Annotated in this window: 22 protein-coding genes; 4 read left to right on the top strand and 18 right to left on the bottom strand. The window is 63.0% G+C overall.

The window, feature by feature from the left end:
- Positions 1-3: 3 nt before the first annotated feature.
- Complete coding sequence (locus ACFOGH_RS13070) at positions 4-762, top strand: pyrroline-5-carboxylate reductase (RefSeq protein WP_380073509.1); 759 nt, start codon at positions 4-6, stop codon at positions 760-762.
- Between the two features lie 237 nt (positions 763-999).
- Here the strand turns inward: ACFOGH_RS13070 and ACFOGH_RS13075 are convergent, their stop codons facing one another.
- The 18 genes from ACFOGH_RS13075 to ACFOGH_RS13160 form a co-directional block, all read right to left on the bottom strand.
- Positions 1000-1749, bottom strand: a complete 750-nt coding sequence (locus ACFOGH_RS13075; RefSeq protein WP_380073510.1) for an SDR family NAD(P)-dependent oxidoreductase — start codon at positions 1747-1749, stop codon at positions 1000-1002.
- A 1-nt stretch (position 1750) separates the two neighbouring features.
- A complete protein-coding gene (locus tag ACFOGH_RS13080) occupies positions 1751-2467 on the bottom strand; it encodes an SDR family oxidoreductase (protein ID WP_380073511.1) in 717 nt (238 codons plus the stop codon).
- 9 nt (positions 2468-2476) lie between these two features.
- Positions 2477-3388 carry a LysR substrate-binding domain-containing protein gene (locus ACFOGH_RS13085; RefSeq protein ID WP_380073512.1) on the bottom strand — a complete coding sequence of 304 codons (912 nt, stop codon included), beginning with the start codon at positions 3386-3388 and terminating at the stop codon, positions 2477-2479.
- Positions 3389-3391: 3 nt separating this feature from the next.
- A complete protein-coding gene (locus tag ACFOGH_RS13090; protein WP_380073513.1) occupies positions 3392-4597 on the bottom strand; it encodes an NAD(P)/FAD-dependent oxidoreductase in 1206 nt (401 codons plus the stop codon).
- Positions 4594-5412: an NAD-dependent epimerase/dehydratase family protein gene (locus ACFOGH_RS13095; RefSeq protein ID WP_380073514.1), complete on the bottom strand. Its 819-nt coding sequence runs from the start codon at positions 5410-5412 to the stop codon at positions 4594-4596. The genes ACFOGH_RS13090 and ACFOGH_RS13095 overlap by 4 nt, the downstream gene beginning before the upstream one ends.
- Positions 5409-6617 carry a pyridoxal phosphate-dependent aminotransferase gene (locus ACFOGH_RS13100; protein WP_380073515.1) on the bottom strand — a complete coding sequence of 403 codons (1209 nt, stop codon included), beginning with the start codon at positions 6615-6617 and terminating at the stop codon, positions 5409-5411. Before ACFOGH_RS13100 ends, ACFOGH_RS13095 begins: the two co-directional genes overlap by 4 nt.
- Complete coding sequence (locus tag ACFOGH_RS13105; RefSeq protein ID WP_380073516.1) at positions 6614-8236, bottom strand: hydantoinase B/oxoprolinase family protein; 1623 nt, start codon at positions 8234-8236, stop codon at positions 6614-6616. Before ACFOGH_RS13105 ends, ACFOGH_RS13100 begins: the two co-directional genes overlap by 4 nt.
- The gene (locus ACFOGH_RS13110; RefSeq protein ID WP_380073517.1) at positions 8233-10317 is read right to left on the bottom strand and encodes a hydantoinase/oxoprolinase family protein; all 2085 of its coding nucleotides are present in this window, start codon (positions 10315-10317) and stop codon (positions 8233-8235) included. Before ACFOGH_RS13110 ends, ACFOGH_RS13105 begins: the two co-directional genes overlap by 4 nt.
- Positions 10314-11972 (bottom strand): thiamine pyrophosphate-binding protein, encoded by a 1659-nt coding sequence (locus ACFOGH_RS13115; protein ID WP_380073518.1) that lies wholly within the window; start codon positions 11970-11972, stop codon positions 10314-10316. The genes ACFOGH_RS13110 and ACFOGH_RS13115 overlap by 4 nt, the downstream gene beginning before the upstream one ends.
- Positions 11973-12073: 101 nt before the next feature.
- The gene (locus tag ACFOGH_RS13120; RefSeq protein ID WP_380073519.1) at positions 12074-12415 is read right to left on the bottom strand and encodes a DUF779 domain-containing protein; all 342 of its coding nucleotides are present in this window, start codon (positions 12413-12415) and stop codon (positions 12074-12076) included.
- Between the two features lie 51 nt (positions 12416-12466).
- Entirely contained in the window at positions 12467-13984 is a 1518-nt protein-coding gene (gene adh / locus ACFOGH_RS13125; RefSeq protein ID WP_380073520.1) for an aldehyde dehydrogenase, read from the bottom strand.
- A gap of 136 nt (positions 13985-14120) precedes the next feature.
- Complete coding sequence (locus tag ACFOGH_RS13130; RefSeq protein WP_380073521.1) at positions 14121-15059, bottom strand: GAF domain-containing protein; 939 nt, start codon at positions 15057-15059, stop codon at positions 14121-14123.
- Positions 15060-15293: 234 nt separating this feature from the next.
- Positions 15294-16436, bottom strand: coding sequence for an OpgC family protein (locus ACFOGH_RS13135; RefSeq protein WP_380073522.1), 1143 nt, complete (start codon positions 16434-16436; stop codon positions 15294-15296).
- Positions 16429-18213, bottom strand: a complete 1785-nt coding sequence (gene mdoH, locus ACFOGH_RS13140; RefSeq protein ID WP_380073523.1) for a glucans biosynthesis glucosyltransferase MdoH — start codon at positions 18211-18213, stop codon at positions 16429-16431. The genes ACFOGH_RS13135 and mdoH overlap by 8 nt, the downstream gene beginning before the upstream one ends.
- Positions 18214-18216: 3 nt before the next feature.
- The gene (locus ACFOGH_RS13145) at positions 18217-18396 is read right to left on the bottom strand and encodes a hypothetical protein (protein WP_380073524.1); all 180 of its coding nucleotides are present in this window, start codon (positions 18394-18396) and stop codon (positions 18217-18219) included.
- On the bottom strand, positions 18393-20009 hold the full coding sequence (locus ACFOGH_RS13150; protein ID WP_380073525.1) for a glucan biosynthesis protein: 1617 nt from the start codon (positions 20007-20009) through the stop codon (positions 18393-18395). The genes ACFOGH_RS13145 and ACFOGH_RS13150 overlap by 4 nt, the downstream gene beginning before the upstream one ends.
- A gap of 343 nt (positions 20010-20352) precedes the next feature.
- Entirely contained in the window at positions 20353-21279 is a 927-nt protein-coding gene (locus ACFOGH_RS13155) for a nickel/cobalt transporter (protein WP_380073526.1), read from the bottom strand.
- Complete coding sequence (locus ACFOGH_RS13160; RefSeq protein ID WP_380073527.1) at positions 21264-21917, bottom strand: DUF1007 family protein; 654 nt, start codon at positions 21915-21917, stop codon at positions 21264-21266. The genes ACFOGH_RS13155 and ACFOGH_RS13160 overlap by 16 nt, the downstream gene beginning before the upstream one ends.
- A 183-nt stretch (positions 21918-22100) precedes the next feature.
- Here ACFOGH_RS13160 and ACFOGH_RS13165 point away from each other — a divergent pair, with 183 nt between their 5' ends.
- The 3 genes from ACFOGH_RS13165 to ACFOGH_RS13175 all read left to right on the top strand — a co-directional run bounded on the left by ACFOGH_RS13165 (position 22101) and on the right by ACFOGH_RS13175 (position 24658).
- A complete protein-coding gene (locus ACFOGH_RS13165) occupies positions 22101-22784 on the top strand; it encodes a GNAT family N-acetyltransferase (RefSeq protein ID WP_380073528.1) in 684 nt (227 codons plus the stop codon).
- Between the two features lie 58 nt (positions 22785-22842).
- Positions 22843-23574: a GntR family transcriptional regulator gene (locus ACFOGH_RS13170; protein WP_380073529.1), complete on the top strand. Its 732-nt coding sequence runs from the start codon at positions 22843-22845 to the stop codon at positions 23572-23574.
- 121 nt (positions 23575-23695) lie between these two features.
- A complete protein-coding gene (locus tag ACFOGH_RS13175; RefSeq protein ID WP_380073530.1) occupies positions 23696-24658 on the top strand; it encodes a dihydrodipicolinate synthase family protein in 963 nt (320 codons plus the stop codon).
- Positions 24659-24754 lie beyond the last annotated feature (96 nt).

Below are 24754 nucleotides of genomic sequence, written 5' to 3' on the forward strand. Positions count from 1 at the left end.
AGGATGCGGCTGGGGTTTATTGGCACGGGCACGATCACCGCGCATATGGTGCGGGGGTTGAAGGCCTCGGGCCTTGCGGATTGGCCGATTGTGGTCTCGCCGCGCGGGGCTTTGGTGGCGGCAGAACTGGCGCTTTTGCCCGGGGTGACGGTGGCGCGCGACAATCAGGCGGTGATTGACGGCTGCGATCTGGTGATCCTGTCAGTGCGCCCGCAGGTGGCCGAGGCGGTGATCGCGCCGCTGTCGTTCCGGGCGGATATGCCGATCCTGAGCCTGATTGCCGGGCTACATATCGCGCGGATTGCCGAATGGACCGGGGCGCGGGACATCGCCCGTGCCATTCCGCTGCCGTTTGTCGAGCGGCATCAGGGGGTGACGCCGGTGTTTCCGCCGCAGCCAGCTGCGATGCAGATTTTCGCGGCTTTGGGGACGGCGTTGCCGGTGGAAACCGTGCTGGCGTTTGATGGCTATGGGGCTGCGAGCGCGTTGATGGCGAGCTATTTTGGGCTGCTGGAGGCAGCGCAGGATTGGATGGTGGCGCAGGGCCATCCGGCAGCGGATGCAGGGGCGTATCTGCGTGGGTTGTTCGGCAGCCTTGGCGATGTGGCGCGCGAGAAACCGCATGGTTTTGCGCAACTGCGCGAGGATCATTCGACCAAGGGCGGGCTGAATGAAATGGTTTTTCATCGGTTTGTGTTGGGCGGCGGAGGGGATGCGATGCAGGCCGCGCTGACGGCGGCTTTTCGGCGGGTGCAGGGATAGCTGCGCTGCATTTGGCCGGGAATAGCTGATCCTCCAGTGGAGGATCGGCCCCGGTCATGTGAAAGGTTTCGGTAAACCGCCTACAGCATCACTGGCAGAGGGCAGCGCCTGACCTGGCGGGCGAGAAGCGCCTGCCAGGGGCAGGGCAGGCGCTGCCCGGAGGCTTTGGGCCTCCGGGGGTTTGGCTGGCCTGTCGTGCGGTGACAGGTGCAATGGCACCTGTCACATATCGGGGTCTTAGGCGTAAATATAACCGCCCGAAACGATGATATTCTCGCCCGTCATATAGGTGTTCTTGGGGCCTCCCGCCATCAGCACCCATTCCGCCATCTCGCGCGGCTCACCGCCTCGGCCCAAGGGGCTGGCTTTGGCGAGTTCGGCCAGAAACCCGGATTCGCGCGCCTTTTCGGTGGCCATGCCCGCAGGTGCGACGGAGTTCACAAGGATGCCATCGGGGGCGACTTCGTGGGCCATGCTTTTGGTCAAGGACACTACCGCCGCCTTGGTCGCGGCATAATGCGCGTTCTGCGGATGCGCCTTGAACGCATCGACCGAGGTGATGTTGACGATGCGGCCCCGGATGCGGCCGATCGGGTCTTGCCCGCGCATCTGGCGGATCGCGGCGACCATCATGTGATAAGTGCCTTTGACATTGATCGCGTTCGAGGCATCCCAATCGGCATCGGAAATCTCAAGGATCGGCTTGCGTGGATAGATCGCGGCAGAGTTGATCAGGGTATCAACGCGCCCCAAAGCGTGCGCAACGCTGGCGAAGGCGGCGTGAGAGGCCTCGGCAGTGCGGATGTCGCAGGCGGCAAAGGCATGTGGGATGCCCGCAGCACGGGCGGGGGAAAGGGCGGCTTCGGCGGCGGTGGCGTTCAGGTCGATGATGCCCAGCGCGCTGGCGCCTTCGGCCACGGCCATTTCGGCAAGCAGCGCGCCCAAGCCTGCGCCACCGCCGATGATGACAACGGATAAGCCTTTCATATTACGCCTCTTTCTTCGGGGTGCCTGTGGCAACCGCCTGATGTGTCGGAAGAATGTCAAACCGCGCCACGTCGACCGATTGCGGCAAGGCCAGCACGGCCAGCAGCATCGCGGCCACATCGGCGGGCTGCACCGCGCCATTGCCCGCATACATTGCGGCGCGGGCCTCGGGCGGCAGCAGGGTGTTGTAGAGCCCGGTTTCCACCCGGCCCGCGACGATCTCGGTCACGCGGACGTTGTGGGGGGCCATGTCCAGCCGCAGGGCTTGGGCAAAGCCACCAATGGCAGCCTTGGTGGCGCAATAGACGGCGAGATTGGCGAAGGGCGCATGGCCTGCGGTCGAGCCGGTGAAGAAGATATGACCATGGCCGCGGGCGCGCATTCCGGGGGCGATGGCGCGGGTCAGCGCCAGCACAGCGCGGAGGTTGGTGTTGATGGCGTGGTCAATATCGCCGGGGTCGGCGTCGCAGAAATTGCCCAAGGGCGGCATCATGCCTGCGTTGTTCACCAGAAAATCGGGGGCAAGGTCGGACAGTGTGGCGAAGCTGGCGGCGTCGGTCAGATCCATCTGGCGGGTGTGCAGGCCAAGCGCAGACAGATCGGCCAACGCTTGCGGATTGCGGCCCAAGGCCACCACCTGATGCCCCGCACCATGCAGCGCCAGCGCGATTGCGCGGCCAATGCCGCTGGTCGCCCCTGTAACCAATGCCTGTGCCATATTGACTCCTTACACCACGGGCGAAGCCCAGTTTTCGCGTGCCACCCAATCGCAGAACGCCGCGATGGTTTTCACCCGCCGATGCGCCTTTGGCAGCACCAGATAGAACCCCGGTATCTGCGCCTGCGGCATCTGCGCCATCACCTCAACGCCGAACGGGGCGACCAATTTGCCCGAGGCGAGGTCTTCCTCGGCATCAATGCTGGACAACAGGCCAACGCCCAGGCCCGCCAGCGTGGCGCGGCGCATGGTGGCGGCATCCTGAAACCGCAGACCGCCATCGGGCGGCAGGGCGGATACGCCCAGATGCGCCAGCACCGGCGCCCAGAGATCGGCCAGCACGGAATGCAGCAGCGGCTGGTTGCGCAGATCATCCGGTGCGTGCAGATGCGCGGCAAGGGCGGGGGTGCAGCAGATCACCTTGATATCGCGCAAAAGCAGGGTCTGGTCGTGATGGCTCCAGCCGCCAAATCCCCATTGGATCGCGACATCGACATCATCGGCGACGAAATCGGGCAGGTCTACCATGGTGGTCAGCCGCAGATCGGCACCCGGCATCAGCGCGCGAAACTGCGACAGCCGATCTAGCAGAAAGCGCGTGGCGAAATAGGGGCTGGCGTTGACGTTGATGCGGTTGCGCTGGCCGAGTTTGCTGACGCGGCGGATGCCTTCGGCGAATTCGTCGAAACCCGCCTGAATGTAATGCGCCAGCAGAATGGCCTGCTCGTTGGGGTCAATCGCGCGGCCTTTGCGGGCAAACAGCGCCAGACCCAAGGTGTCCTCCAGCAGTTTGATCTGCTGGCTGACCGCTTGCGGCGTGACGCTGAGTTCATCCGCCGCTCCGCGAAAACTGCGGTGCCGCATCACGGTCTGAAACACCCGCAGCGCGTTCAATGGCGGAAGGCGCGGCGGGCGGTCCATTGGTTAAATGACTGCTTTTTCGAGGAAGGGGCGGTTCTCGACAATGCGTTCATAGCCAACTTCAGACATGTCCAGCGTGCGATAGCCGCCGTAGATGATCAGTTCTGACACAGCGCGGCCCGCAGCGGGGCCTTGTTGCAGGCCGTGGCCGGAGAAGCCGTTGGCAAAGACGAAATTGCGCACCTGCGGGTGGCGGCCCACCACAAGGTTATGGTCCAGCGTGTTGAAATCGTAATGCCCGGCCCATTGGTTGACGACCTTGATCGCCTCAAACCCCTGCGCGCGGGTGGCAAGGGCGGGCCAGATGATGTCTTCGAATTCCTCATAGCGCGGCTCAAAGTCGTCCCAATCCACCGCCGGATCTTCGACCGGGACGGCACCGGACAGGAAGAACCGGCCCTCGGGGCGGCAGAACACGCCGGTGGGGTCGATCATCAGCGGCAGGCGGCCTTGGTTGACGGTGGCGGTTCCTTCGGGAGATTTGGCGCAATCGAACACGAACAGGGTGCGTTTGCGGGGCTCGACGGGGATGTCGAGGCCCGCCATGCGGGCGGTGAGGGCGGCGCGGGGGCCGGAGGCGTTCACCACGGTTCCGGCTTGGATGGTGGCACCGGATTTCAGCGTGACAGAGGTGACGGTATCGCCATTGCGGGCGATGGCGACCACTTCATCCGTCACCACATCGGCCCCCAAGGCGCGGGCCTTGTTGCGGAAGCCTGCCATGATGCCGGTGTTGTTGAACCAACCCTCGCCGGATTGGCCGTAGGATGCCAGCCGAATATCCTCGACATTCAGATGCGGGAAGGCGCGGGCAAGCTGGTCTTGATCCCACAGCACGGTATCGGCCCCACAGGCGCGCTGGACCTCGTGGCTTTCGCGCAGCACCTGTTCCTGTTCCGGCGTGCCCGCCAGGTAGAGATAACCGCCAGAGTGGAAGTTCAGATCGGGCTTGTCATCGCCGACCTGCATGGTCTCGGGGAAGTCCTTGATGAACTGATAGCCGAACTGACTAATCTTGACGTTGATCGGGTTGGAAAACTGCGTGCGGATCGAGGCTGCCGACAGCGAGGTCGAGGCTTTGGCATAGGTGGGGTCACGCTCCACCACCAGAACCGAGCCGCCAAAATCGGGGTTCGCCATCAGGAAATATGCCACAGCCGAGCCGATCACCGCCCCGCCCACGATCACCACGTCATACTGCGTTTTCATGTCTTGTCCTTATCGTCGGGATGACCCAAATCTACAAACCAGCCGCCCAGATGCCGCACTGCGGGCGCCTTTGGGTCAGGCGCATCGGTGCGCGCCTCGACCCCGGCGCGGAAGGGCTCTGCGCTGTCTTTTGCCTGATAGCCAAGGTGGGCCGCAAGGCGGTTATCGACGGTCTTGACGGTGTTGTCCGACAGACCAAAGCTGACGGTAAAGCCCACGCGCGGCGCGGTCAGGGCTGCGGTGACAAGGCGGACGCAATCATCAAACGACAGGTAAGACCACAGCATCCGACGGTCTGCGGGTTCGGGGAAGGACGAGAAGATGCGCAAGGCGGCGGTCTCGATGCCGAACTTGTCCCAGTAGAGGCGGCCCAGATCTTCGACGAAGCATTTCGACAGGCCATAGAGGCCGTCGGGGCGGTGTGGGGCGTTGGCGTCGATCTGGCTTTCCAGATCGTGATAGCCGATGGCGTGGACGGAGGAGGCGTAAATGATGCGCTTGACACCTGCTTTGCGCGCGCCTTCATAGATGTGATAGCTGCCACGGATATTGGCGTTCAGGATGGCATCCCAGCCGCGCTCTAGCGGGATGCCGCCGAAATGCACAATCGCATCAACGCCTTGGGTCAGAGCCAGGATCGCGGATTCGTCGGCGAGGTCGCAGATCACGGCGTCTTCGTTGGGTTGCAGATCTTGGATTTCGGTGATGTCGGAAAGGCGCAGGCGACGTGCCAAGGGGGCGAGGCCGCGGCGGAGTTCGGTGCCCAAGCGGCCAGCGGCCCCGGTGATCAGGATGGTATCAAAACGCGGGGTCATGCGGCCTCCAAAGCGGTGACGGCGGCTTTGATGCGGGCCATCGCCTCGGCCAATACCGCGTCTGACGTGGCGGTCGAGATGCGGAAGAACGGCGACAGGCCATAGGCGGTGCCGGGAACAGCGGCGACGCGGCCTTCGGTCAGCAGGTATTGGGTGACGGCGGTGTCGTCGGTGAGGGTTTCACCTTTGGGCGTGCGTTTGCCGATCAGGGCGGCGCAACCGATATAGGCGTAGAACGCGCCTTCGGGTGGGGCGAGGGTCAGGCCGGGGATCGTAACCACTGCGGCCACCACCAGATCGCGGCGACGCTCGAACGCGGTGCGGAATGTGGCGATGCAGTCTTGCGGGCCGGTGAGGGCAGCCAGCGCTGCGGCCTGCATGGGGGCTGCCACCGAGGTGACGGATTGGCTTTGCACCGTGTTCATCGCCTTCAGCAAAGCCGCTGGCCCCGCCGCATAGCCGACGCGCCAGCCGGTCATCGCATAGGCTTTTGCCACACCGTTGACGATCAGGCTGCGGTCGCGGAGTTCCGGGCAGGCTGCGCCAAAGCTGACAAAATTGCGGCCATCGAACAGGATATGCTCGTAGATTTCATCCGACAGGATCAGCACTTGTGGATGCTGCGCCAACACCGCGCCAAGCACCTGCAATTCGGCGGTGGAATAGACCGCGCCCGATGGATTGCCCGGCATGTTCAGAAACAGCCATTTGGTGCGCGGGGTGATCGCCGCCTGCAGCACCGCAGGCGTCAGGCGAAAGCCGGTCTCGGCGGGGCAAGCGGGGGTAACGGGGATGCCGCCCAGCAGTTTGACCATCTCGGGGTAAGAAACAAAATAAGGCGTGGGCAAAATCGCTTCATCGCCGGGGTTCAGCGTGGCCAGCAGGGCGTTGAAGATGATCTGTTTCGCGCCATTGGCGACGGTGATTTCATCAGCGCTATAGGTTAAGCCATTCTCACGCTTGAATTTATCGGCAATCGCGGCGCGCAGGGCGGGGGTGCCTGCGGAAGCGGTATAGAGCGTTTCCCCTGCGGCGGCGGCCTTGAACGCGGCCCCGGTAACATGGGCGGGGGTGGGGAAATCCGGCTCTCCCAGCCCCAGATCAATCACATCGACACCCTGCGCGCGCAGGGCTTTCGCGGCCATCGACACCGCCATAGAGGCCGAGGGTTTTACCGCGCTCAAGCGATCTGCAACGTAATTCATGGCTGTTTCCCTGTCACATAGCCTTGGCGGGCATCCTCTGCCCGCGCCTCTGCATCCCGCGCACTCGGCGCACCGTAGCCGCCGCCGCCGGGAAGATGAAGGATCAACCTGCGCCCTGCGGGCACATGCTGCCAGCCCTTTGGCTTCAGCAGCGTGCCATCGTCCAGCGCCACCACACCCGCCGCCCCGGCGCCGCCGCCATCGCGGCCCGCTGCCGGATGGTTCACCCGATCAAACATCGCCGAAAAGTCAAACTCATGCCCCGGTGCCGGTTCAATCTCGATCACCTGCCCCAGACCACCGCGATACTGGCCGTCACCGCCAGAGTCGGGGCGAAGTTCCTTGCGCCAAACCACGATCGGCCCGGTATGTTCGGTGGCCTCAATCGGCATCGTCATCACGCCGGAAGGGAAAGCAGTGGCCGACAAGCCATCCAGACCGGGCCGTGCGCCCATGCCGCCCGAGTTGAACATCAGGATCTCGGCCCGCCTGCCCGTCTGGCCCGCAACCGGGCGCACCGACATGTGGATATTCCACAGCGCCGCCGCCCCTTCCGCCAGCACCTGCCCCGGCAGCGCCTTGGCCAAAGCGCCCAAGACCAGATCGGGCACCATATGGCCGATCACATGCCGCACAGCCACGGGTGCGGGGCGCGGGGCGTTCAGGATGTTCTCGGGCGAGGAGATGGTGAACAAGGCCAGCGAGGCCCAGTTGTTCGGAATATCGGGGGCGATCACGCATTTCAGCGCGTAGCAGGCATAGGCCTTGGTGTAGATGATCGGCACGTTGATGCCATACCGGCTGGCGGGATCAGAGCCTGCGAAATCGACATTCACCTGATCACCGCTGATCTGCACCTGTGCCGCCAGAGTGACGGGCGCGTCATAGCCATCGGTGGCAAGCGTGTTCGCCCAAGTGCCCTGTGGCAACGCGCGGATGCGCTGCAATGTGGCGGCATGGGTGCGGGTAAAGATGAACTCGCCCAAGGCATCCAGCGAGGTCAGCCCGATCTCTTGCATCATCGCGATCAGGCGGCGGTGGCCCACGTCATTGCAAGCCGCCAGCGAATAGAAATCGCCCACCACCTGATTGGGTTCGCGCACATTGGCGCGGATCATCCGCACCAGATCGGCATTGACCGTGCCGCGCTCGGCGAATTTCATGATCGGGATCTGGATGCCTTCTTCGTAAACCGATTTGGCATCGGCGCCGAAACCCCTGCCGCCCACATCGACCACATGCGCGGTGCAGGCGAAGAAACCCACCAGATCGTCGCCCAGAAAGGACGGTGAAACCATGGTGATGTCGTGCAGATGGCCGGTGCCTTTCCACGGGTCATTCGTCACGTAAGTATCGCCCGCGAACATGTTGTCGCGGCCAATCTCGGCGATGAAATGCAAGACCGCCTCGGCCATGGTGTTGACATGGCCGGGGGTGCCGGTGACGGCTTGGGCCAGCATCCGGCCCTGCGGGTCGAACACGCCCGCCGACAGATCGCCAGCCTCGCGGACGCTGGTGGAAAACGCCGTGCGCAGCAGGGTCAGCGCCTGTTCTTCCACCACCGAAATCAGCCGGTTCCACATCACCTGCATGCGAATGTCGCGGGTCTGGTCACTCATATCGTGGCCCCTTTGCGGATCAACAGCAGGCTGCCGTCGCTTTGCATCACCACATCAAACGGGGCGGTGACAACGGTTGAGGTTTCACGCTCGACAATTACCGCCGGGCCGATGATGCGCGCGCCGGGGGTGAGGTGGCTGCGGTCAATGATGGCGGTCTGCATGAACTCACCCCGAGACGGATCAAAGACAGCACGTGAAAGCTTGTGCGCTGCCCTTGCCCCGCCCGAGGTGAGTGCGATCTGGTCGGGCTTGGCGCGCTGGTCTTGCGCCTTCAGCGACCATGTGACGATTTCAATCTGCAACCCCTCCAGCCCTTCGATGGCGCGGCCAAAGAAACGGGCGTAGTTTTCGCAGAAATTGCTGCGCAGCATTTCGGCATCCGCTGCGGTGAAATCACGGTCCGGCAGGGCCACCGGAATCTCCCACCCCTGGCCGACATAGCGCATGAAAGCGGTGATTTCGTATTGGATCGGGGCGGCGGTGCCTGCGCGCACAAAGCCCGTCGCCGTGGCCTTCAGTCCCGCGATCAGGGTGTTGACCTTGGCCGCATCAAAGCCCGACAGCGGCAGGATGTTCGAGGCCAAAGCCTCATAGCCAAACGGCGCTTTCAGAAAGCCGATGGCCGAGCCGACCCCTGCCCCAACAGGGATAAGGCATTGATCAATCCCAAGCTTTTCGCACAGCCGCGCCGCATGCAGTGGGGCTGCGCCGCCAAAGGCGATCATCACATTGTCGGAAATGTCCTTGCCGTTTTCCACCGCATGTACACGCGCGGCATTGGCCATGTTTTCATCGACCACCTCGCAGATACCAAAGGCGGCGGAGGTGGCGTTCAGGTGGAGTTTGCTCCCCACATCGCGCGCGATTGCTGCGCTTGCAGCATCGGTGGAAAGCCGGATCGCGCCGCCTGCAAAGTTGTCGGCATCGAGCTTGCCCAGCACCAGATCGGCGTCGGTGATGGCAGGGCGCACACCGCCGCGCTGATAGCAGGCGGGGCCGGGTTCGGAGCCTGCCGATTCCGGGCCGGTCTGAATCCGGCCCATCGCATCAACCCACGCGAGCGAGCCGCCGCCTGCGCCAATCTCGATCATCTCGATCACCGGAATGGAAATCGGCATCCCCGAGCCTTTGGCGAAACGATAGGTGCGGGCGACTTCAAAGGTGCGGGCGGTCTTGGGGGCGTAGTCTTCGATCAGGCAAATCTTGGCGGTGGTGCCGCCCATGTCATAGCTGACCACCTTTGGCAGACCGAATTTCTGCGCCACATCGGCGGCAAAAATCGCCCCACCGGCGGGGCCGCTTTCGACCAGCCGCACCGGAAATTCCGCCGCAGTTTCCACCGAGATCAAACCGCCGCCGGAGTGGATCATGAACACGGGGCAGCGCGCGCCCAAATCTTTCAGACGCGCCTGCAATCGGGTCAGATAATCGGCCATCTGCGGGCGCACATAGGCATTGGCGCAGACGGTGTTAAAGCGCTCAAACTCGCGCATCTGTGGCGAGACTTCGGCGGAAATGCTGATCGGCAGACCGCAGCGGGTCAAGATTTCCCGCGCGCGGCGTTCATGCGCGGGGTTCATGTAGGAATGGATGAAGCCAATCGCGATGGCGACAAAACCCTCGGCTGTGATGTGATCGGCGAGGGTTTCAAGGGCGGTTTCGTCCAGTGCTGCCAGTTTCTGCCCATGCGCGCCGATGCGGCCTTTGATGGCAAACCGATGTTCTCGCGGGATCAGCGGTTTGGGCAAAACCATGTTCAGATCATACTGCGCAAAGCGGTTTTCTGTCCGCATTTCAATGGTATCGCGGAAACCTTCGGTGGTCACGAACGCGGTCTTTGCGCCCCGGCGTTCGATCAGCGCATTGGTGGCCAAAGTGGTGCCGTGGATGACGATATCCAGATCGGCAAGGGTGATCTGGGCTTCGGCCAGCACCACGTCGATGCCGTCCAGGATCGCCTGTTCGGGGGCTGTGTAGTTGGTCAGCACCTTGGTCGAATAGATCCGGCCCCGGCATTCCAGCGCGATATCGGTGAAAGTGCCACCAATGTCGGCCCCCAAACGGATAGGTGCGGTCATGGCTTGGCCGCCTGAGCCGCCGCGCGCATCTGGCTGAGGGTTTGGCGTGGGGTGATCGCCTCGGGCGAGACGTTGAGGTCCAGCACAGCGCCGGTTTCCGAGGCCAAGGCGCGCTGAAATGCCGCCGCGAAATCTTCGGTGCGCTCCACCCGTTCGCCGTGGAAGCCGTAAGCGCGGGCAAGGGCTGCGAAATCGGGGTTAACCATTGTGGTGCCGGAAACCCGCGCCGGATAGTGGCGTTCCTGATGCGCGCGGATGGTCCCATAGATGCCGTTATTGACGATCAGAATGATCGGCTGCGCGCCCGCTTGCGCGGCGGTGGCGAGTTCTTGGCAGTTCATCTGAAAATCGCCATCGCCCGCAAAACACACCACGCGGCGGGCCGGATAGGCGACTTTGGCGGCGATGGCAGCGGGCACGCCGTAGCCCATGGCACCCGATTGCGGCGCGAGCAGGCGGGCATTTTTGCCGAATTTGAAAAACTTATTCGGCCAGACGGTAAAGTTTCCCGCACCGTTGGTCAGCACCACATCTTCGGGCAGAATGTCGCGCAGGTGGGCGGTGACGGCGACCATGTCAACTGGGGAAGGTTGGGCGGGCGCGTTGAAGCTGGCCTCGTATGCGGCGCGGGCGTTGCTGCGCCAATCTCCCCATGCGCCTTGCACGGGGGTCAGGGCGCGGGCGAAGGCGTTGGGGCCAGCGTGGATGCCTAGAACGGGTTGATAAATCTTTCCAATCTCGCGATCCGAGCCATGCACATGGATCAAATGCTGCGCAGCATTTGGGACAGAAAGCAGGGTGTAGCCGTCTGTCGTCATCTCGCCAAACCGGACGTTTATGGCAAGGATCACATCGGCATCGCGGATCAGCGCCTTGGCGTGCGGCAACATGCCTACGCCTGCTTCGCCGGTGAACACAGGTGAGAAGTTGTCGAATTGGTCTTGGAAGCGGAAGGCGGCCAGAACAGGAATGTCCGAGGTCTCGGCGAATTGCTGCAACGCGCTGCGGCCCGCATCGGTCCAATTCGTGCCGCCCAGCAGGATCAGCGGGCGCTGCGCCTTGCGCAACAGGCCCAGCGCGTCAGCGATGGTTTCGGGCGTCGCGGCAGGTTCAGCAATGCGCGCGGGCGCGGTCAAGGCGGGGGTGTCGGTCAGGCTGGTTAGCATATCCTCGGGCAGCGCTATCACCACCGGGCCGGGGCGGCCTGTGGTGGCTGTCACCCAAGCGCGGGCGAGGATTTCGGGGATACGTTCGACCCGGTCAATCTCGACCGCCCATTTCGCCATCGTGCCGAACACCGCGCGGTAGTCGAGTTCCTGAAACGCCTCGCGCCCCTTCATGTCGGTGCCGACCTGACCGACAAACAGGATCATCGGCGAGGAATCCTGCATCGCGGTATGCACGCCGATCGAGGCATTGGTCGCCCCCGGCCCGCGTGTGACCATGCAGATGCCGGGGGTTCCGGTCAGCTTGCCGTAGGCCGAGGCCATGAACGCCGCGCCACCTTCGTTGCGGCAGAGGATGAAATCAAGCTGGCCTTGGGTGTCGTGCAGCGCGTCCAGCACCGCAAGATAGCTTTCGCCGGGGACGCCGAAGGCCTTGGATGCACCCAAAGCCTGCAGAGAGGAAACCAGTAATTGCCCGCCGTTTTGCATCGCCCGCCCTTTGATCGCTTGGGGGCATCCTGCGCTGGTGCGGGGTAAAGGGAAATCAAGAAGTGTGTGGGATAGGCAAGTTTTACTTGTCGATTGCCCGCTTAGATCGCGCAGATTTCCGAGCGGGTCAGAAAGCGCTGCTCGCGCCCATTGTCCAAACTGAACATGCCGCCGCGGCCTTTGACGACATCAATGATCAGATCGGTGTGCTTCCAGACCTCATACTGACTGCCCGAGATGTAGAACGGCATGCCGCCAATCTCGCCCAGTTTCACATCGCGGTCGCCCAGCAGGAAATCGCCCTGCGGGTAGCACATCGGCGAGGAGCCATCACAGCAGCCGCCCGATTGATGAAACATCACCGGGCCATGGTCGGCGACAATCTCGGCCAGCAATTGCAGGGCCGCAGGCGTGGCGGTGACTTTATCGAGAACCTCGGTCATGGCAGCCTCCCACAAGGATGTGGGCGCGGGGAAAACCCCGCGCCCGGTTGATCAGAAGAAGCCTAGCTTCTTGGGAGAGTAGCTGACCAACATATTTTTCGTCTGCTGGTAGTGATCCAGCATCATCTTGTGGTTTTCGCGCCCGATGCCCGACTGTTTATAGCCGCCAAACGCTGCATGGGCCGGGTAGGCGTGGTAGCAGTTGGTCCAGACCCGGCCTGCCTCGACCGCGCGGCCAAAGCGATAGCAGGTGTTGGCCGAACGGCTCCACACGCCAGCGCCCAGACCGTAGAGCGTGTCATTGGCGATGCTGAGCGCTTCGTCATCATCCTTGAAGGTGGTGACAGAAACCACCGGGCCAAAGATTTCTTCCTGGAACACCCGCATCTTGTTGTTGCCCTTGAACACGGTCGGCTGCATGTAGAAGCCGCCCGACAGGCCGCCCTGCATCTCACGACGACCACCGCCTGCCAGCACCTGCGCGCCTTCTTGGCGGCCGATGTCCATGTAAGACAGGATCTTTTCCAACTGCTCGGACGAGGCCTGCGCGCCGATCATCGTGGTGGGGTCCAACGGATCGCCTGCGGTGATCGCGGCGACGCGCTTCAAGGCTTTTTCCATGAATTGATCGTAGATCGACTCGTGGATCAAAGCGCGCGACGGGCAGGTGCAAACCTCGCCTTGGTTCAGCGCGAACATCACGAAGCCTTCGATGGCCTTGTCGAAGTAATCGTCATCCTCGGCGCAGACATCCTTGAAGAAGATGTTGGGGGATTTGCCGCCCAGTTCCAGCGTCACCGGGATCAGGTTCTGGCTGGCGTATTGCATGATCAGACGGCCAGTGGTGGTTTCCCCAGTGAAGGCGATCTTGGCGATGCGGTTGGAGGAGGCCAGCGGCTTGCCAGCTTCCAGACCAAAGCCGTTGACGATGTTCAGCACACCCGGCGGCAAAAGATCGGCGATCATTTCGGCCAGCACAAGGATCGAGGCCGGGGTTTGCTCGGCGGGTTTCAGCACCACACAGTTGCCAGCGGCCAAGGCGGGGGCAAGTTTCCAGACCGCCATCAGCAGCGGGAAGTTCCACGGGATGATCTGGCCGACCACGCCCAAAGGCTCGTGGAAGTGATAGGCGACGGTGTCGTGGTCGATCTCCGAAAGGCTGCCTTCCTGCGCACGGATGGCCCCTGCGAAATAGCGGAAGTGGTCGATGGCCAAGGGCAGGTCGGCGTAGGTCGTCTCGCGGATCGGCTTGCCGTTGTCCCAGGTTTCGGCAAGGGCCAAGGTGGCAAGGTTTTCTTCCATGATGTCGGCGATCTTGTTCAGGATCACCGCACGCGTTGCCACCGATGAATTGCCCCATGCGGTCTTGGCAGCGTGGGCTGCATCCAGTGCGGCCTCGATATCGGCAGCCTCAGAGCGCGCTATTTTGCAGATCACTTCGCCAGTGATCGGCGAGGTGTTGTCAAAGGTCTTGCCCGACTTTGCCGGCACCCATTTGCCGCCGATGAAGTTGCCATAGCTGGCTTTGTAGGGTGATTTTGACGTGCGGAAATGTTCCACCATATTCATGATTAGTCCTCCCAGACATGGGCCGCCTCCTCGCGGCACTGAGGACAGGCTGCGCCTTAGAGGGGGGCTTTGTCAGCCGGGGGGCAGAGGGTGGAGGGCGCAAGGTGTCGCAGCTTTGCGACAGATCGCGGGGATTTCAGCTAAAGCGCGGGCCAAGCTTGCGGTGGAAGGTGGCGCGGCTGATGCCAAGGTCGCGCGCCGCGGCCGAGACGTTGCCGCCTGCGCGGGCAAGGGCGCGAATCAGCACGGCACGCTCGCCATCCTCCAGCGTTTCGGGTTCAAAATGGCCCAGCACATCGGCGGCGGGGCGGGGTTGGCGGGCAAGATCGCCGGAAAGGCCCAACTGATGCCGTGCGGCGCGGGTGGCGCCAATCACCAGATCGTCGCTGTCCACCGCCAGAAGCCCGCGCTCGCCCGGCACCAGCACCATGCGGGCGGTTGGGAAGGCATCACGGAAAGCCTGCGCCTCGATCTTCTGCGCGGTCTCGGTCACGGATTGGCTGATCAGGGTCATGAAGCCTTCGGTCAGATCGTTACGGGCCGAGGACACATCCAGCACCCCGGCCAGCTTGCCCTGCGGGCCGTAGATCGGCGCGCTCATGCACGACAGGATGGTGTTGCGGGCAAAGAAATGCTGGTCGCGGTGGATCGTGACCACGCGTTCTTCGACCAGACAGGTGCCGATGCCGTTGGTGCCCTGCTGGGCTTCCGACCAACGGGTGCCGGGCCAGAGACCCCAATCGGAAAACACCGCATCATCGACGGCAGCACCCCGGCGTTCCAAGGGGACGCCATCTAGGTCGGCGAGGAGGACACAGCAGCCCACAGCGCCCACGGCTTGAAACAGCCGGTCAAGATTGGGCGCGGCGGCGCGGATCAGGGGGGCGGTGCGTTCACGGGCGAGGCTGAGTTCTTGCGCTGTCATGCGATCTTGTTGACCGGGTTTGGTCGGATCAAGGCCATGCAGGCGGGCAGAGCGGCTCCACGAGGCCACCACGGGGGAACGTGCGGCCTCACCCCGCGCGAGGGCGGTTTCGATCGTGGTCAGGTGATTTTCGGTGCCGCGCGTGATCATCGGAAAACTCCGGCAGGGTTGGCAAGAGTATGTCGCGTGGCGGAATTATTTCAAGGGCGACGCTGCCGCATGGGCGTGTCCACGCGCGAGCCAGTTAGGGCGCAAACAAAACCAATGGCTTATAAGCCTATGAAAGGATGCCGTCACTATGACTGCCCGGCTTCGGTTCATCCTCTCTGCTTAAATATCCCCGCCGGAGGCTTCCGAAATCGGCCCCAAGCGCACCCGCATCCGTCACAGCGTATCGGCAATCCGGGTCTGCTGCTGCCGCTTCTGGCCGTCGCGCAGCCGTGCCACGCCATAAAGGATCACCAGCCCGCCGCCGATGAGCGCGGTATCCAGCAGGAACGAGGGCGGGTTCATCGCCTTGGTGACTTGCGCGATATAGGCCAGCACCGTGCTGGTGGCGAACACCGGCAGCGAGTGTTGGCCAAGCAGGATCAGCCCCGACACTTTCGGGCTGTTGGCGATGGTTTTCAGCACCGGCAGGGCACTGAGCGCATAGGCCAGCGCAAGAATGTGCAAAAGCCGGGGCAGAAAGACATAGCTTTTCTCAAAGGATGTGAACACCGCCGGGAAGTAGGCGTATTCGTGCAAGAGCCAAAGCGTATGCCCGCCCCAGTTCGCCACCCAGCCGATCTGCACCCATAGGGCGGCAAGGATCAGAAAGCCCCAAGCCAGCACAAGCGCGCCCTTGCGGATCGGCAGCCAGCGGCGGTTCTGCCGGATGCCGATGCCCGTCAGCATGCCCGCGACGAACAGCACCTGCCACGAGAACGGGTTGAAAAACCAGCCATTGTCCAGCGGCCATGTCGGCATGGTAAAGCGCGCAAATCCCGCCGCAAACCAGACTGCCAGTGATCCCACCATCAAGCCGCGCGGCCAGCGCACCGCCAATGCCAGCAGCGCCGGGGCCACCAGCATCAACACCACATAAAGCGGCAGGATATCGGCATAGGCGAACTGATGGCCCAGCGTGGACAAGGGCAGCGCAAAGCCGTCCATATTCTCGAGTGCCGGGGCGATGTTGCGCTTGATCGCCATGCTGGCCACCGCAGGATCGTGCTGGGTCAACGCGAACAGGGCCACGATGCAGGCCACCACCAGCACATGCACCCACCACAGCGTAAAGGCGCGCTTCCATGGCCGCAACGCCTCGCGCCAGGTGGCACCGCGCAGGAACACCGCGCCATAGGCCAAGCCCGTCGCCATGCCGGACATCAGCACAAAGCCCTCGGCCCCATCGGAAAAGCCGAAGTTGCGCGAGGTGAAATGCTCGTAAATCGTGCCGGGAATGTGGTTGATGTAGATCATCACCAACGCGACGCCGCGCAGCAGATCTATCCGGTAATCCCGGACGCGCGGAGCGTCAGCCAAGTTTCGCCTCCGCCATCAGCGGCGCGGCGGCGGCAGTGGCCGGGGTGGCCCAAGCCGCCAGCACGGCGTTATGGCGGGAGAGGATCGGCGGGATTGTGGTATCTTCCGGCACCGGAAAGCTGCTTTGGCTGACGCTGCGCGAGGTCCACCAGATCAGCAATGGTGCCGCGACCATCGGCAGGGCCACGGGCAGCAGCCACAGCGTCAGAACAGGCGCCAGAACATGGGTGGCGATGATGCAGAGCAGGCCCAGCCATGTGATCCAGCGCCCGGCGGCCCAAGCCTCGGAAATGTCCAATCCACCGTCCCCCCGGTTATTCGGTGGCCAGCCACCGTCTCTTCCCAGAAGAACCTGTAAAACCGAACGGCTTTGGAAAGCCATCAGAATCGGCGCAATCAGCGACGAAAGCGCCAGTTCGGTGAAAACCGCGCGCAAAGAGCCGCCGATACCGCCAAAACCACGTGACCGCCCGGTGAAGATCGCATCCAGCGCCACCAGCAGTTTCGGCATCACCAGCAGGCCGAACACGCCGACGGCTAGGCCGATGGCTTTGGGGGTCTGGTCATTCGGGAAGGTGGGAAATGGCCAGTTGGCTTCGGGGAAGTAATCGGGGATTTCGACCCAATAGACGGCGGCAATCGAGGCTGCGATGAATGCCAGCCAGATCAGCGGGGCGATATAGGCGAAGATGCCTTGCAGAAAGACAAACCGGCTCCACAGTTTCAGGCCGGGGGCGGCGACGAGTTTGGAGTGTTGCAGGTTGCCTTGGCACCAACGGCGGTCACGCTTGGCGTGGTCGATGATATTCTCGGGGCCTTCTTCATACGAGCCTTCCAGATCGTCATCCAGCCGCACCAGCCAGCCCGCACGGGCCAGAAGTGCTGCTTCGACGTAATCATGGCTCATGATATGGCCACCAAACGGCGCGCGGCCGGGCAGTTCGGGCAAGCCGCAGCTTTCGGCCCAGGCGCGGATGCGGACGATGGCGTTGTGGCCCCAGAACGGGCCGGTGCGGCCTTGGGTGGCGGCAAGGCCCCGCGCGAATATGGGGGAGTGGAAACCGGCGGCGAATTGCATCGCACGGCCAAAGCGGGTGGTCGCGCCCACGACGCGCGGCAGGGTTTGCAGCAGCGCGAGTTTCGGTGCGGCCTCGATCCGGCGGATCATCTCGATGATGGTTTCGCCTTCCATCAAACTGTCGGCGTCGAGGATCACCGCGTAATCCCAAGCGCCGCCCGAGGTGGTGATGAATTCCTCGATATTGCCGGCCTTGCGCCCGGTGTTCTTCTCGCGACGGCGGTAGAACATCCGGCCTTCGCCGTTTTGGCGCGCCAGCAGGCGGGCGAACCAGTGTTGTTCTTGCAGGGCGATTTTCTCGTCCCGCGTATCGGACAGCACGGCGAAATCGACCTGCGCGCCCGCGCGGGTGGCGATGATCGACGCATCCATCGCGGCGATGCGCGCGAAGGTGACGCGCGGGTCTTCGTTGTAGACCGGCACGATCACCACTGTGCGCCCGGTGATGGCACCTGCGTTGCACGCAACCTGCGGGCGTTGGCGGGCGGTCAGGCCCAGAAGCGCCGTTGCCGCGCCCCAAGCCAGCCACCAGGTTGAAAAGAAGATCAGCGTGCTGCGCAGCACATCCAGAAAGCCCACGCCATCAGCGGCCCCATAGATCTGAAACACCATCCCCGCCGCAGCGGCCGCCAGCACGCTGGACGCAATGGCCAAGGCGCGGGCGCTGATGGTGTTGTCACGGGTGGAGGATGTGGCCATGGCTTAGCCGAGGCGGCGCAGGCCCGGCGCTACGACGGCCCAAAGTGCGTTGCGCAAGCTGCGCAACAGGCCCACGCGCGGGGCGGTCAGCACTTGTTTCGGCATGGCAAGGGCCGCGCGCGGCGGCGCAAAGCGATCCGCAGCAGCGGCAACTTTTGCAGCGGTTTGAATGTTCATGCTCATGCACTCACCCATTGATAGAGCCAGGTCTCGGACAGCTTACGCCCGTAACCCGTAATATGCGCACCCAGTTCCACAGTTGACCCTGCGGGCGTGGACACATCCAGCACCAGACGCCAAAAATCGGTGCCAGGGATCTCTGACAAGGCTTGATGCACAATTTCTCCGCCAGAAATTATCACCATCGCCTTCACATCGGCTTCGGGCGGCAGCGAGGCCAGCAGGCCGCCTTCGAAATCCACCACGAATTTGCGGGTGCCATCGGCGTTTTCCACGCCAGACACGCCGCCTATTCCCGCGCGGGTTTCTTTGACAAAGGCGATGTCAGCGTTGACATCCGCCGCCAAAGCGCCCCAGCGCAGACGGTAGCTGAATTCCATCATCGTGCCGGGGACGGGCTTGGCCTCGGGCACCCAGAAGGTGACGATGTTGTCGTTGACCTCAAGCGCGCTGGGGATTTCGACCAGACGCACCGCGCCCTTGCCCCAATCGCCCAACGGCTCCACCAGCAGCGACGGGCGGCGTTCATAATGTGCGCCCGCGTCCTGATAGCTTTCAAAGTTGCGGTCGCGCTGCATCAGACCGAATGCACGCGGGCTGTTTTCCGAGAAATACGATTCCGCCAGACGCGGCGGGTTGTTCAACGGCCGCCAGATGTGATCGCCATCGGCGCGATAGATCGCCAGACCGTCGCTGTCATGCACGTTCGGGCGGTAATCATCAAACGCCGCGCGGTTCTTTTCCGAGAACAGGAACATCGAGGTCAGCGGCGCGATGCCGATCTGATCGACGGTGTTGCGGAAGAACAACCGTGCGGTCACGTCGATTTCAGTCTCGGCCCCCGGACGCACGATAAAGCGGTAGGCCCCGGTGCAGCTTTCGCTTTCCAGCGCGGCATATACCGCCACTTCACGCGCGAAGGGTGCCGGAGTTTCCAGCCAGAATTTCGAAAAGCGCGGGAATTCTTCGGGTTTGCCCAAGCCGGTGTTGATCGCCAGACCACGCGCCGACAGACCATAGGCATTGTCACGGCCCAAAGCGCGGAAATAGCTTGCACCGAGGAAAGCCACGACCTCATCAAACAGATCGGCGCGGTTGAGCGGCGCGTTCAGGCGGAAACCTGCGACTCCCGGCAACGGCTCGTGCTTGGGCACGCGGGCGACGACGCGGTCGTAATAGCGGAAATCATCGGTCGAAAAGCCCATCGGAACGGCCATGCCGTCTTTGGCTTCATACATCTGCACAGGCTCGGCAAACAGCCAGCCAAGATGGAAGGCCTGCACGTTAAAGCCAGCCTCGGGGCCTGCCCACCGGGCGCGATCGGGGTTGAACTGGATCGCCTGATAGTCGTCATAGTTGAACGAGGTGAAGAATCCTTCAACCTTGACAGGGGCTTGGTGCGGCGTGGTCGCACGTTGCTGCATTGCGGCAGTCAGAATGTCAAAGCTGAACGGCTCGGCCGCGGGTGCAACCGGTGCGGTCGGCGCGGGCGCTGCGGTGTCGGCCCAAGCGGCATTCGACAGGCTGGTGCTGCATTGCAGCAAGGCTGCCGTCCCCAGCATGGCCAGGACAGAGCGACGATGGACATTCACGGACAAACCCGGCTGACCCGGCATATTCACTCCTGCTCCCCGATTCGGGGAAAACTTAACGTAATTCGCAGGTTATCGGAACTCGCGCTAGATGTCATGCTATGCAACAGAAGCATTCCTGCCATGCCACTACCGCAACAGATGCCCAGCGCGCACCCTGAACCTTTGCGGCGTCAGATGGGCGAGGATGACCAAAAGGTCAATTCCTGATGTGTCGGCGGCCATCACACCCCAGTGAGATGCGCAGAAAGCCGCCATTTTGGGTGGGAAATCGTGCTGCAACTGCACAACAATCCGCTTGGTAACGGCTTTCGAGGGGGATGTGGAGGGGAATCGATTCCCCTCTGCCGGGTCACAGCGGCTGAGGTTACAGCGTTTGGCCCAGCATGGTCAGCGCGATCACGGTTATCAGGCAGCCTGCTAGCACTTCGACCCACGGTAGGATCTGGGCGGCGCGTTGCAACGGCAGATTGGCCAAGGCCCCCTCGCGCGCCCAGACGGCCATGCCCGCGACGGCTACGGTCACGACAGCAGTGCCAAGCCCCATCGCGAAAGCCCCGGCGATACCAGCCAGCGCGATGCCCAACTGCCATGTCAGGATCAGCAGGAACAAAGCCCCCGAACAGGGCCGCAACGCCACGCCGACCACCAGCGCAACGCGGTCTTGCCAGCGGGTTGCGGCCTGCACCTCGGCCAGCGAGGGGCCGTGGCTATGGCCGCAGCCGCAGGTGTCGTCATGGTGGTGGTGGTGGTCGTGATGGTCGTGGTCGCGCAAAGCAGGCGGCGTTGCGCTGCGCCACAGTTTGCGCAGACCGCGCAGCGCCAGCCACAGCCCCACCGCCGCGATGGCCAGCGTGCCAATCGGCGCCATCACATCTTGCGCAACATTCTGGGCGGCGTCACGGGTCCAACCCAGCAGGGCGACGCCAGTATAGACCAGCGCCACCGCCACCAGACTTTGCGCCAGACTGGCCGCCAGCGACACGCCCGCCAGCGACCAGAACGCCACGCGCCGCCCCATGCCATAGCCGCCGATCAGCACCTTGCCGTGCCCCGGCCCGGCGGCATGCAGCACGCCATAGCCAAAGCACACCGCCAGCAGCGCCATTAGCGCACCGGGTTCGCCCTGTTTGATCGCGCGTACCCCGGCGGCAAGCTGGTTCTGCACCGTGCGCTGCGCCTCGATCACCCAACGCTCCAGCGCCAGCAGACCGCCCGACAGCCACAGCGCCAGCAGGATCAGCGCCAGCACTGCACCAAGGCTGAGCAGGCTGCGTTTCAAGGTGTGGGACATGTCACCTCCATCGCTTCGGCAAAATCCGCGCCCAAGGCGGGATAGGCGGCTTCGGCATCTTGTGGCAGGGCAGCAATCGCCGCATCCAGCTTGGCGCGGGCGGCATCCAGATCGGGCAGGATGACGCGGGCGCTGCATTCAGGCGCATTGGTGACGGTTGTGCCGAGTTTCAGATAGTAGCCGACATAAAGCGTCGGATCGTAGACCTGGATCAGCAGGGGCGCGGTAAGTGCAATCGGCTGGGCGAATGTGCGCAGATGGGTGGACAGGATTTTCGCATCTTTATAGGCAACGGTCCAATCCGCAGGGCCAGACAGCGGCAGCGACTGACCTGCCATCGAGGCATAGGTATCGCCGGGATAACCTGCCTCCCAATGCATGTCGAAACCGTTCAGTTGCGCGGTTTCCGCAGGCGTCAGATTACCGTCGAAATCAGGATCAAGCCCCTTATCGGTGATGATCTGCAACGAGGTCAGGTCATCGTGGCTCCAACTGATGCGCACGCCGGTGGCGCGGTGCTGATCGTCAAAGATCACCTCAAGCCCGGTGTCGATGAACACATGCGGATGCGCTAGGGCGGTTTGCGCACCGCCCAGCAGTCCCATTAGTGTGGCAAGCCTGAAGGCAAGCGGTTTCATCGCGGCTCCGTCGTGATGGGCGGACCCCAGACTGCGCGGTGGCGAAGGCAATGGGGGCGCGTGGCGGTGGCTGAAGTTTGCCGGGTTGCGGTCGCTGGCCCTATCCCACGCGCAGCACTGGCGCTGTGCAGAACACGGATCAGGCTTTAGCCTTTACGCAACAGCAGGTGAAGGAATATCGCGATGGCCGAAAACATGCAGCATTGGACCCCCCGCCCCCGCCCGGAAGCGGTGCCGCTGGAGGGACGTTATGTGCGGCTGGAAAAGCTGGAGGCGCGGCACGCAGGTCAGCTTTTTGACGCGGCGACTGTGGCAGATGCCGATGCCCGCTTTACCTGGCTGCCGGAAACCCCGCCACAAGACCGCGCGGATTTCGCGGCTTGGGTCGACAAGGTCTCTGCCAGCCCCGATCCGATCTTTTTCGCCATCATCGACAATGCCAGCGGTAAGGTGGCGGGGCGGCAGACCCTGATGCGGATTGATGCGGCCAATGGCGTGGTCGAGATCGGCAATATCTATTGGGGCCCGCTGATCGCGCGCAAGGCAGCGGCGACCGAGGCGCTGTTTCTTTTCGCGCAATACATCTTCGACACGCTGGGCTATCGGCGGTTCGAGTGGAAGTGCAACAACGACAACGCGCCGTCGAAAGCCGCGGCCCTGCGGTTTGGCTTTCAGTATGAGGGGCTGTTCCGCCAGCATCTGATCGTGAAAGGGCTGAACCGCGACACCGCATGGTTTGCGATGATCGACAAGGATTGGGCCAAGCTGAAACCGGCCTATGAGGCCTGGCTTGCGCCCCAGAATTTCGACGCGGCGGGCATGCAGAAGCGGCGACTGGAGGAGTTCCGCGCCGATTTCGCGGCCTGAGGGCGGTTGATCGGCGCTGGGCTTGGCCGTAACTGTGGGGGCCAGAGAAGGAACCCCCATGGACAACACCCCTGCCCCGCCAGAGCCTGCCCCTCCAGAACCTGCCCAGTTGCCGGAACGCAAGCGCGGCTCTGGCGTCAAGATGGTCTATGACCTTTTGCGCGACGACATTCTGGATCTGGTTCTGCCTCCCGGCAGCCCGATTGACGAGGTGCAACTGGCCGAGCGCTTTGCGATCTCACGCACGCCGATCCGCGAGGCTTTGGCGCGTCTGGCGATAGAAGGGCTGATCGACACGCTGCCCAATCGCTCCAGCATGGTGGCGCAGATTGATTTCGTGAACCTGCACACGTTTTTCGATGCGATCACGCTGATGTATCGGGTGACAACCCGGCTGGCGGCACAGAACTGGCGCGCGGGCGATCTCGAGGTGATCCGGGCGCATCAGGCCGATTACGTGGTGGCGTTTGCGGCACATGACGCTTTGGCGATGATCCGCACCAACCGCGATTTTCACGCCGCCATCGCCGAGGCGGGGCGCAATCCCTATTACCTGTCGCTGTTTTTGCGGCTGCTGGACGAGGGGCGGCGGATTTTGCGGCTGTATTACCAATCCTTCGACGACCGCCCCCCGGCCTCGGTGATTGCCGAGCATGAAGCGATGATTGATGCCATTGCGGCGCGGGATGTGGCGCGGGCGGATGTGCTGGCCAAGGCTCATGCCGATCAGATCGTCGGGCAAATCCGGCAGTTGATGACGCGGGATCAGCGGCAGGATATCGCGCTGTAGCTGCGCCGCATTTTTGTAGACAAATAAAATACAATAAGTATATTCAATGGCAGAGGCGATTCCGCTGGCCGGTCTGGCATGGCATCGCGCAGTCCGAAGGCGTTTTCAAAAGGAACAGCAGATGCCGTCCAACATCTTTTCAGGTGTGATCCCCGCGTTGATGACACCCTGCACCCCCGATCGTCGCCCGGACTTCGATGCGCTGGTGCGCAAAGCGCGCGAACTGGTCGGCGCTGGCATGTCGGCGGTGGTCTATTGCGGATCAATGGGCGATTGGCCGCTGCTGACCGATGATCAGCGGATGGAGGGCGTGGCGCGGCTCGTGCAGGCTGGCATCAAGGTTGTGGTTGGCACCGGGGCGATCAACACGGCTGCGGCTGTGGCGTTGGCACGGCACGCGGCAGAGGTTGGGGCGCATGGCTTGATGGTTATTCCGCGCGTGTTGTCGCGCGGGCCTTCGGCTGCGGCGCAAAAGGCGCATTTCAAGGCGATCTTGTCAGCCGCGCCTGATCTGCCAGCGGTGATCTACAACAGCCCCTATTACGGCTTTGTCACCCGCGCCGATCTGTTCACAGCACTGCGGGCTGAACATCCCAATCTGGTGGGCTTCAAGGAGTTCGGCGGCCCTGCCGAGATGCGCTATGCGGGCGAGTTCATCACCTCGGCCGGGGATGGTGTGACGCTGATGGTGGGCGTGGATACCGGTGTGGTGAACGGGTTCGTCAACTGCGGGGCCTCGGGGGCGATCACCGGCATCGGCTGCGTGTTGCCGCGCCCGGTGCTGACGCTGTGCAACCTTGCCCGCGCGGCGGCGGGTGGCGATGTGGAAGCGCGGGCCAAGGCGCTGGAGCTGGAGGCGGCCTTTGCGGTGCTGTCGTCTTTCGATGAAGGCCCGGATCTGGTGCTCTATTTCAAATACTTGCTGGAATTGCAGGGCGAGGCCGAATACGCGCTACATTTCAATGAAACCGATGCGCTCAGCCCCAGCCAGCGCGGCTATGCGGCGGCGCAGTTCAAGTTGTTCACCACCTGGTATGCGGATTGGAGCCAGCAGGGCGGCGCGGTGGCGCGCTATCTGGCCTGAGTGGGGGAAGTAGGAGTGATCGAGATTCGCGCGCTTAAGTGGGGTCAGGCCCGGGCGGAAGCAGGAAACGCATTGCGTTTCCCCGCCCGCGTGTGC

Origin of the sequence: Cypionkella sinensis (assembly GCF_042646385.1) — a bacterium.
Classification (GTDB): domain Bacteria; phylum Pseudomonadota; class Alphaproteobacteria; order Rhodobacterales; family Rhodobacteraceae; genus Cypionkella; species Cypionkella sinensis.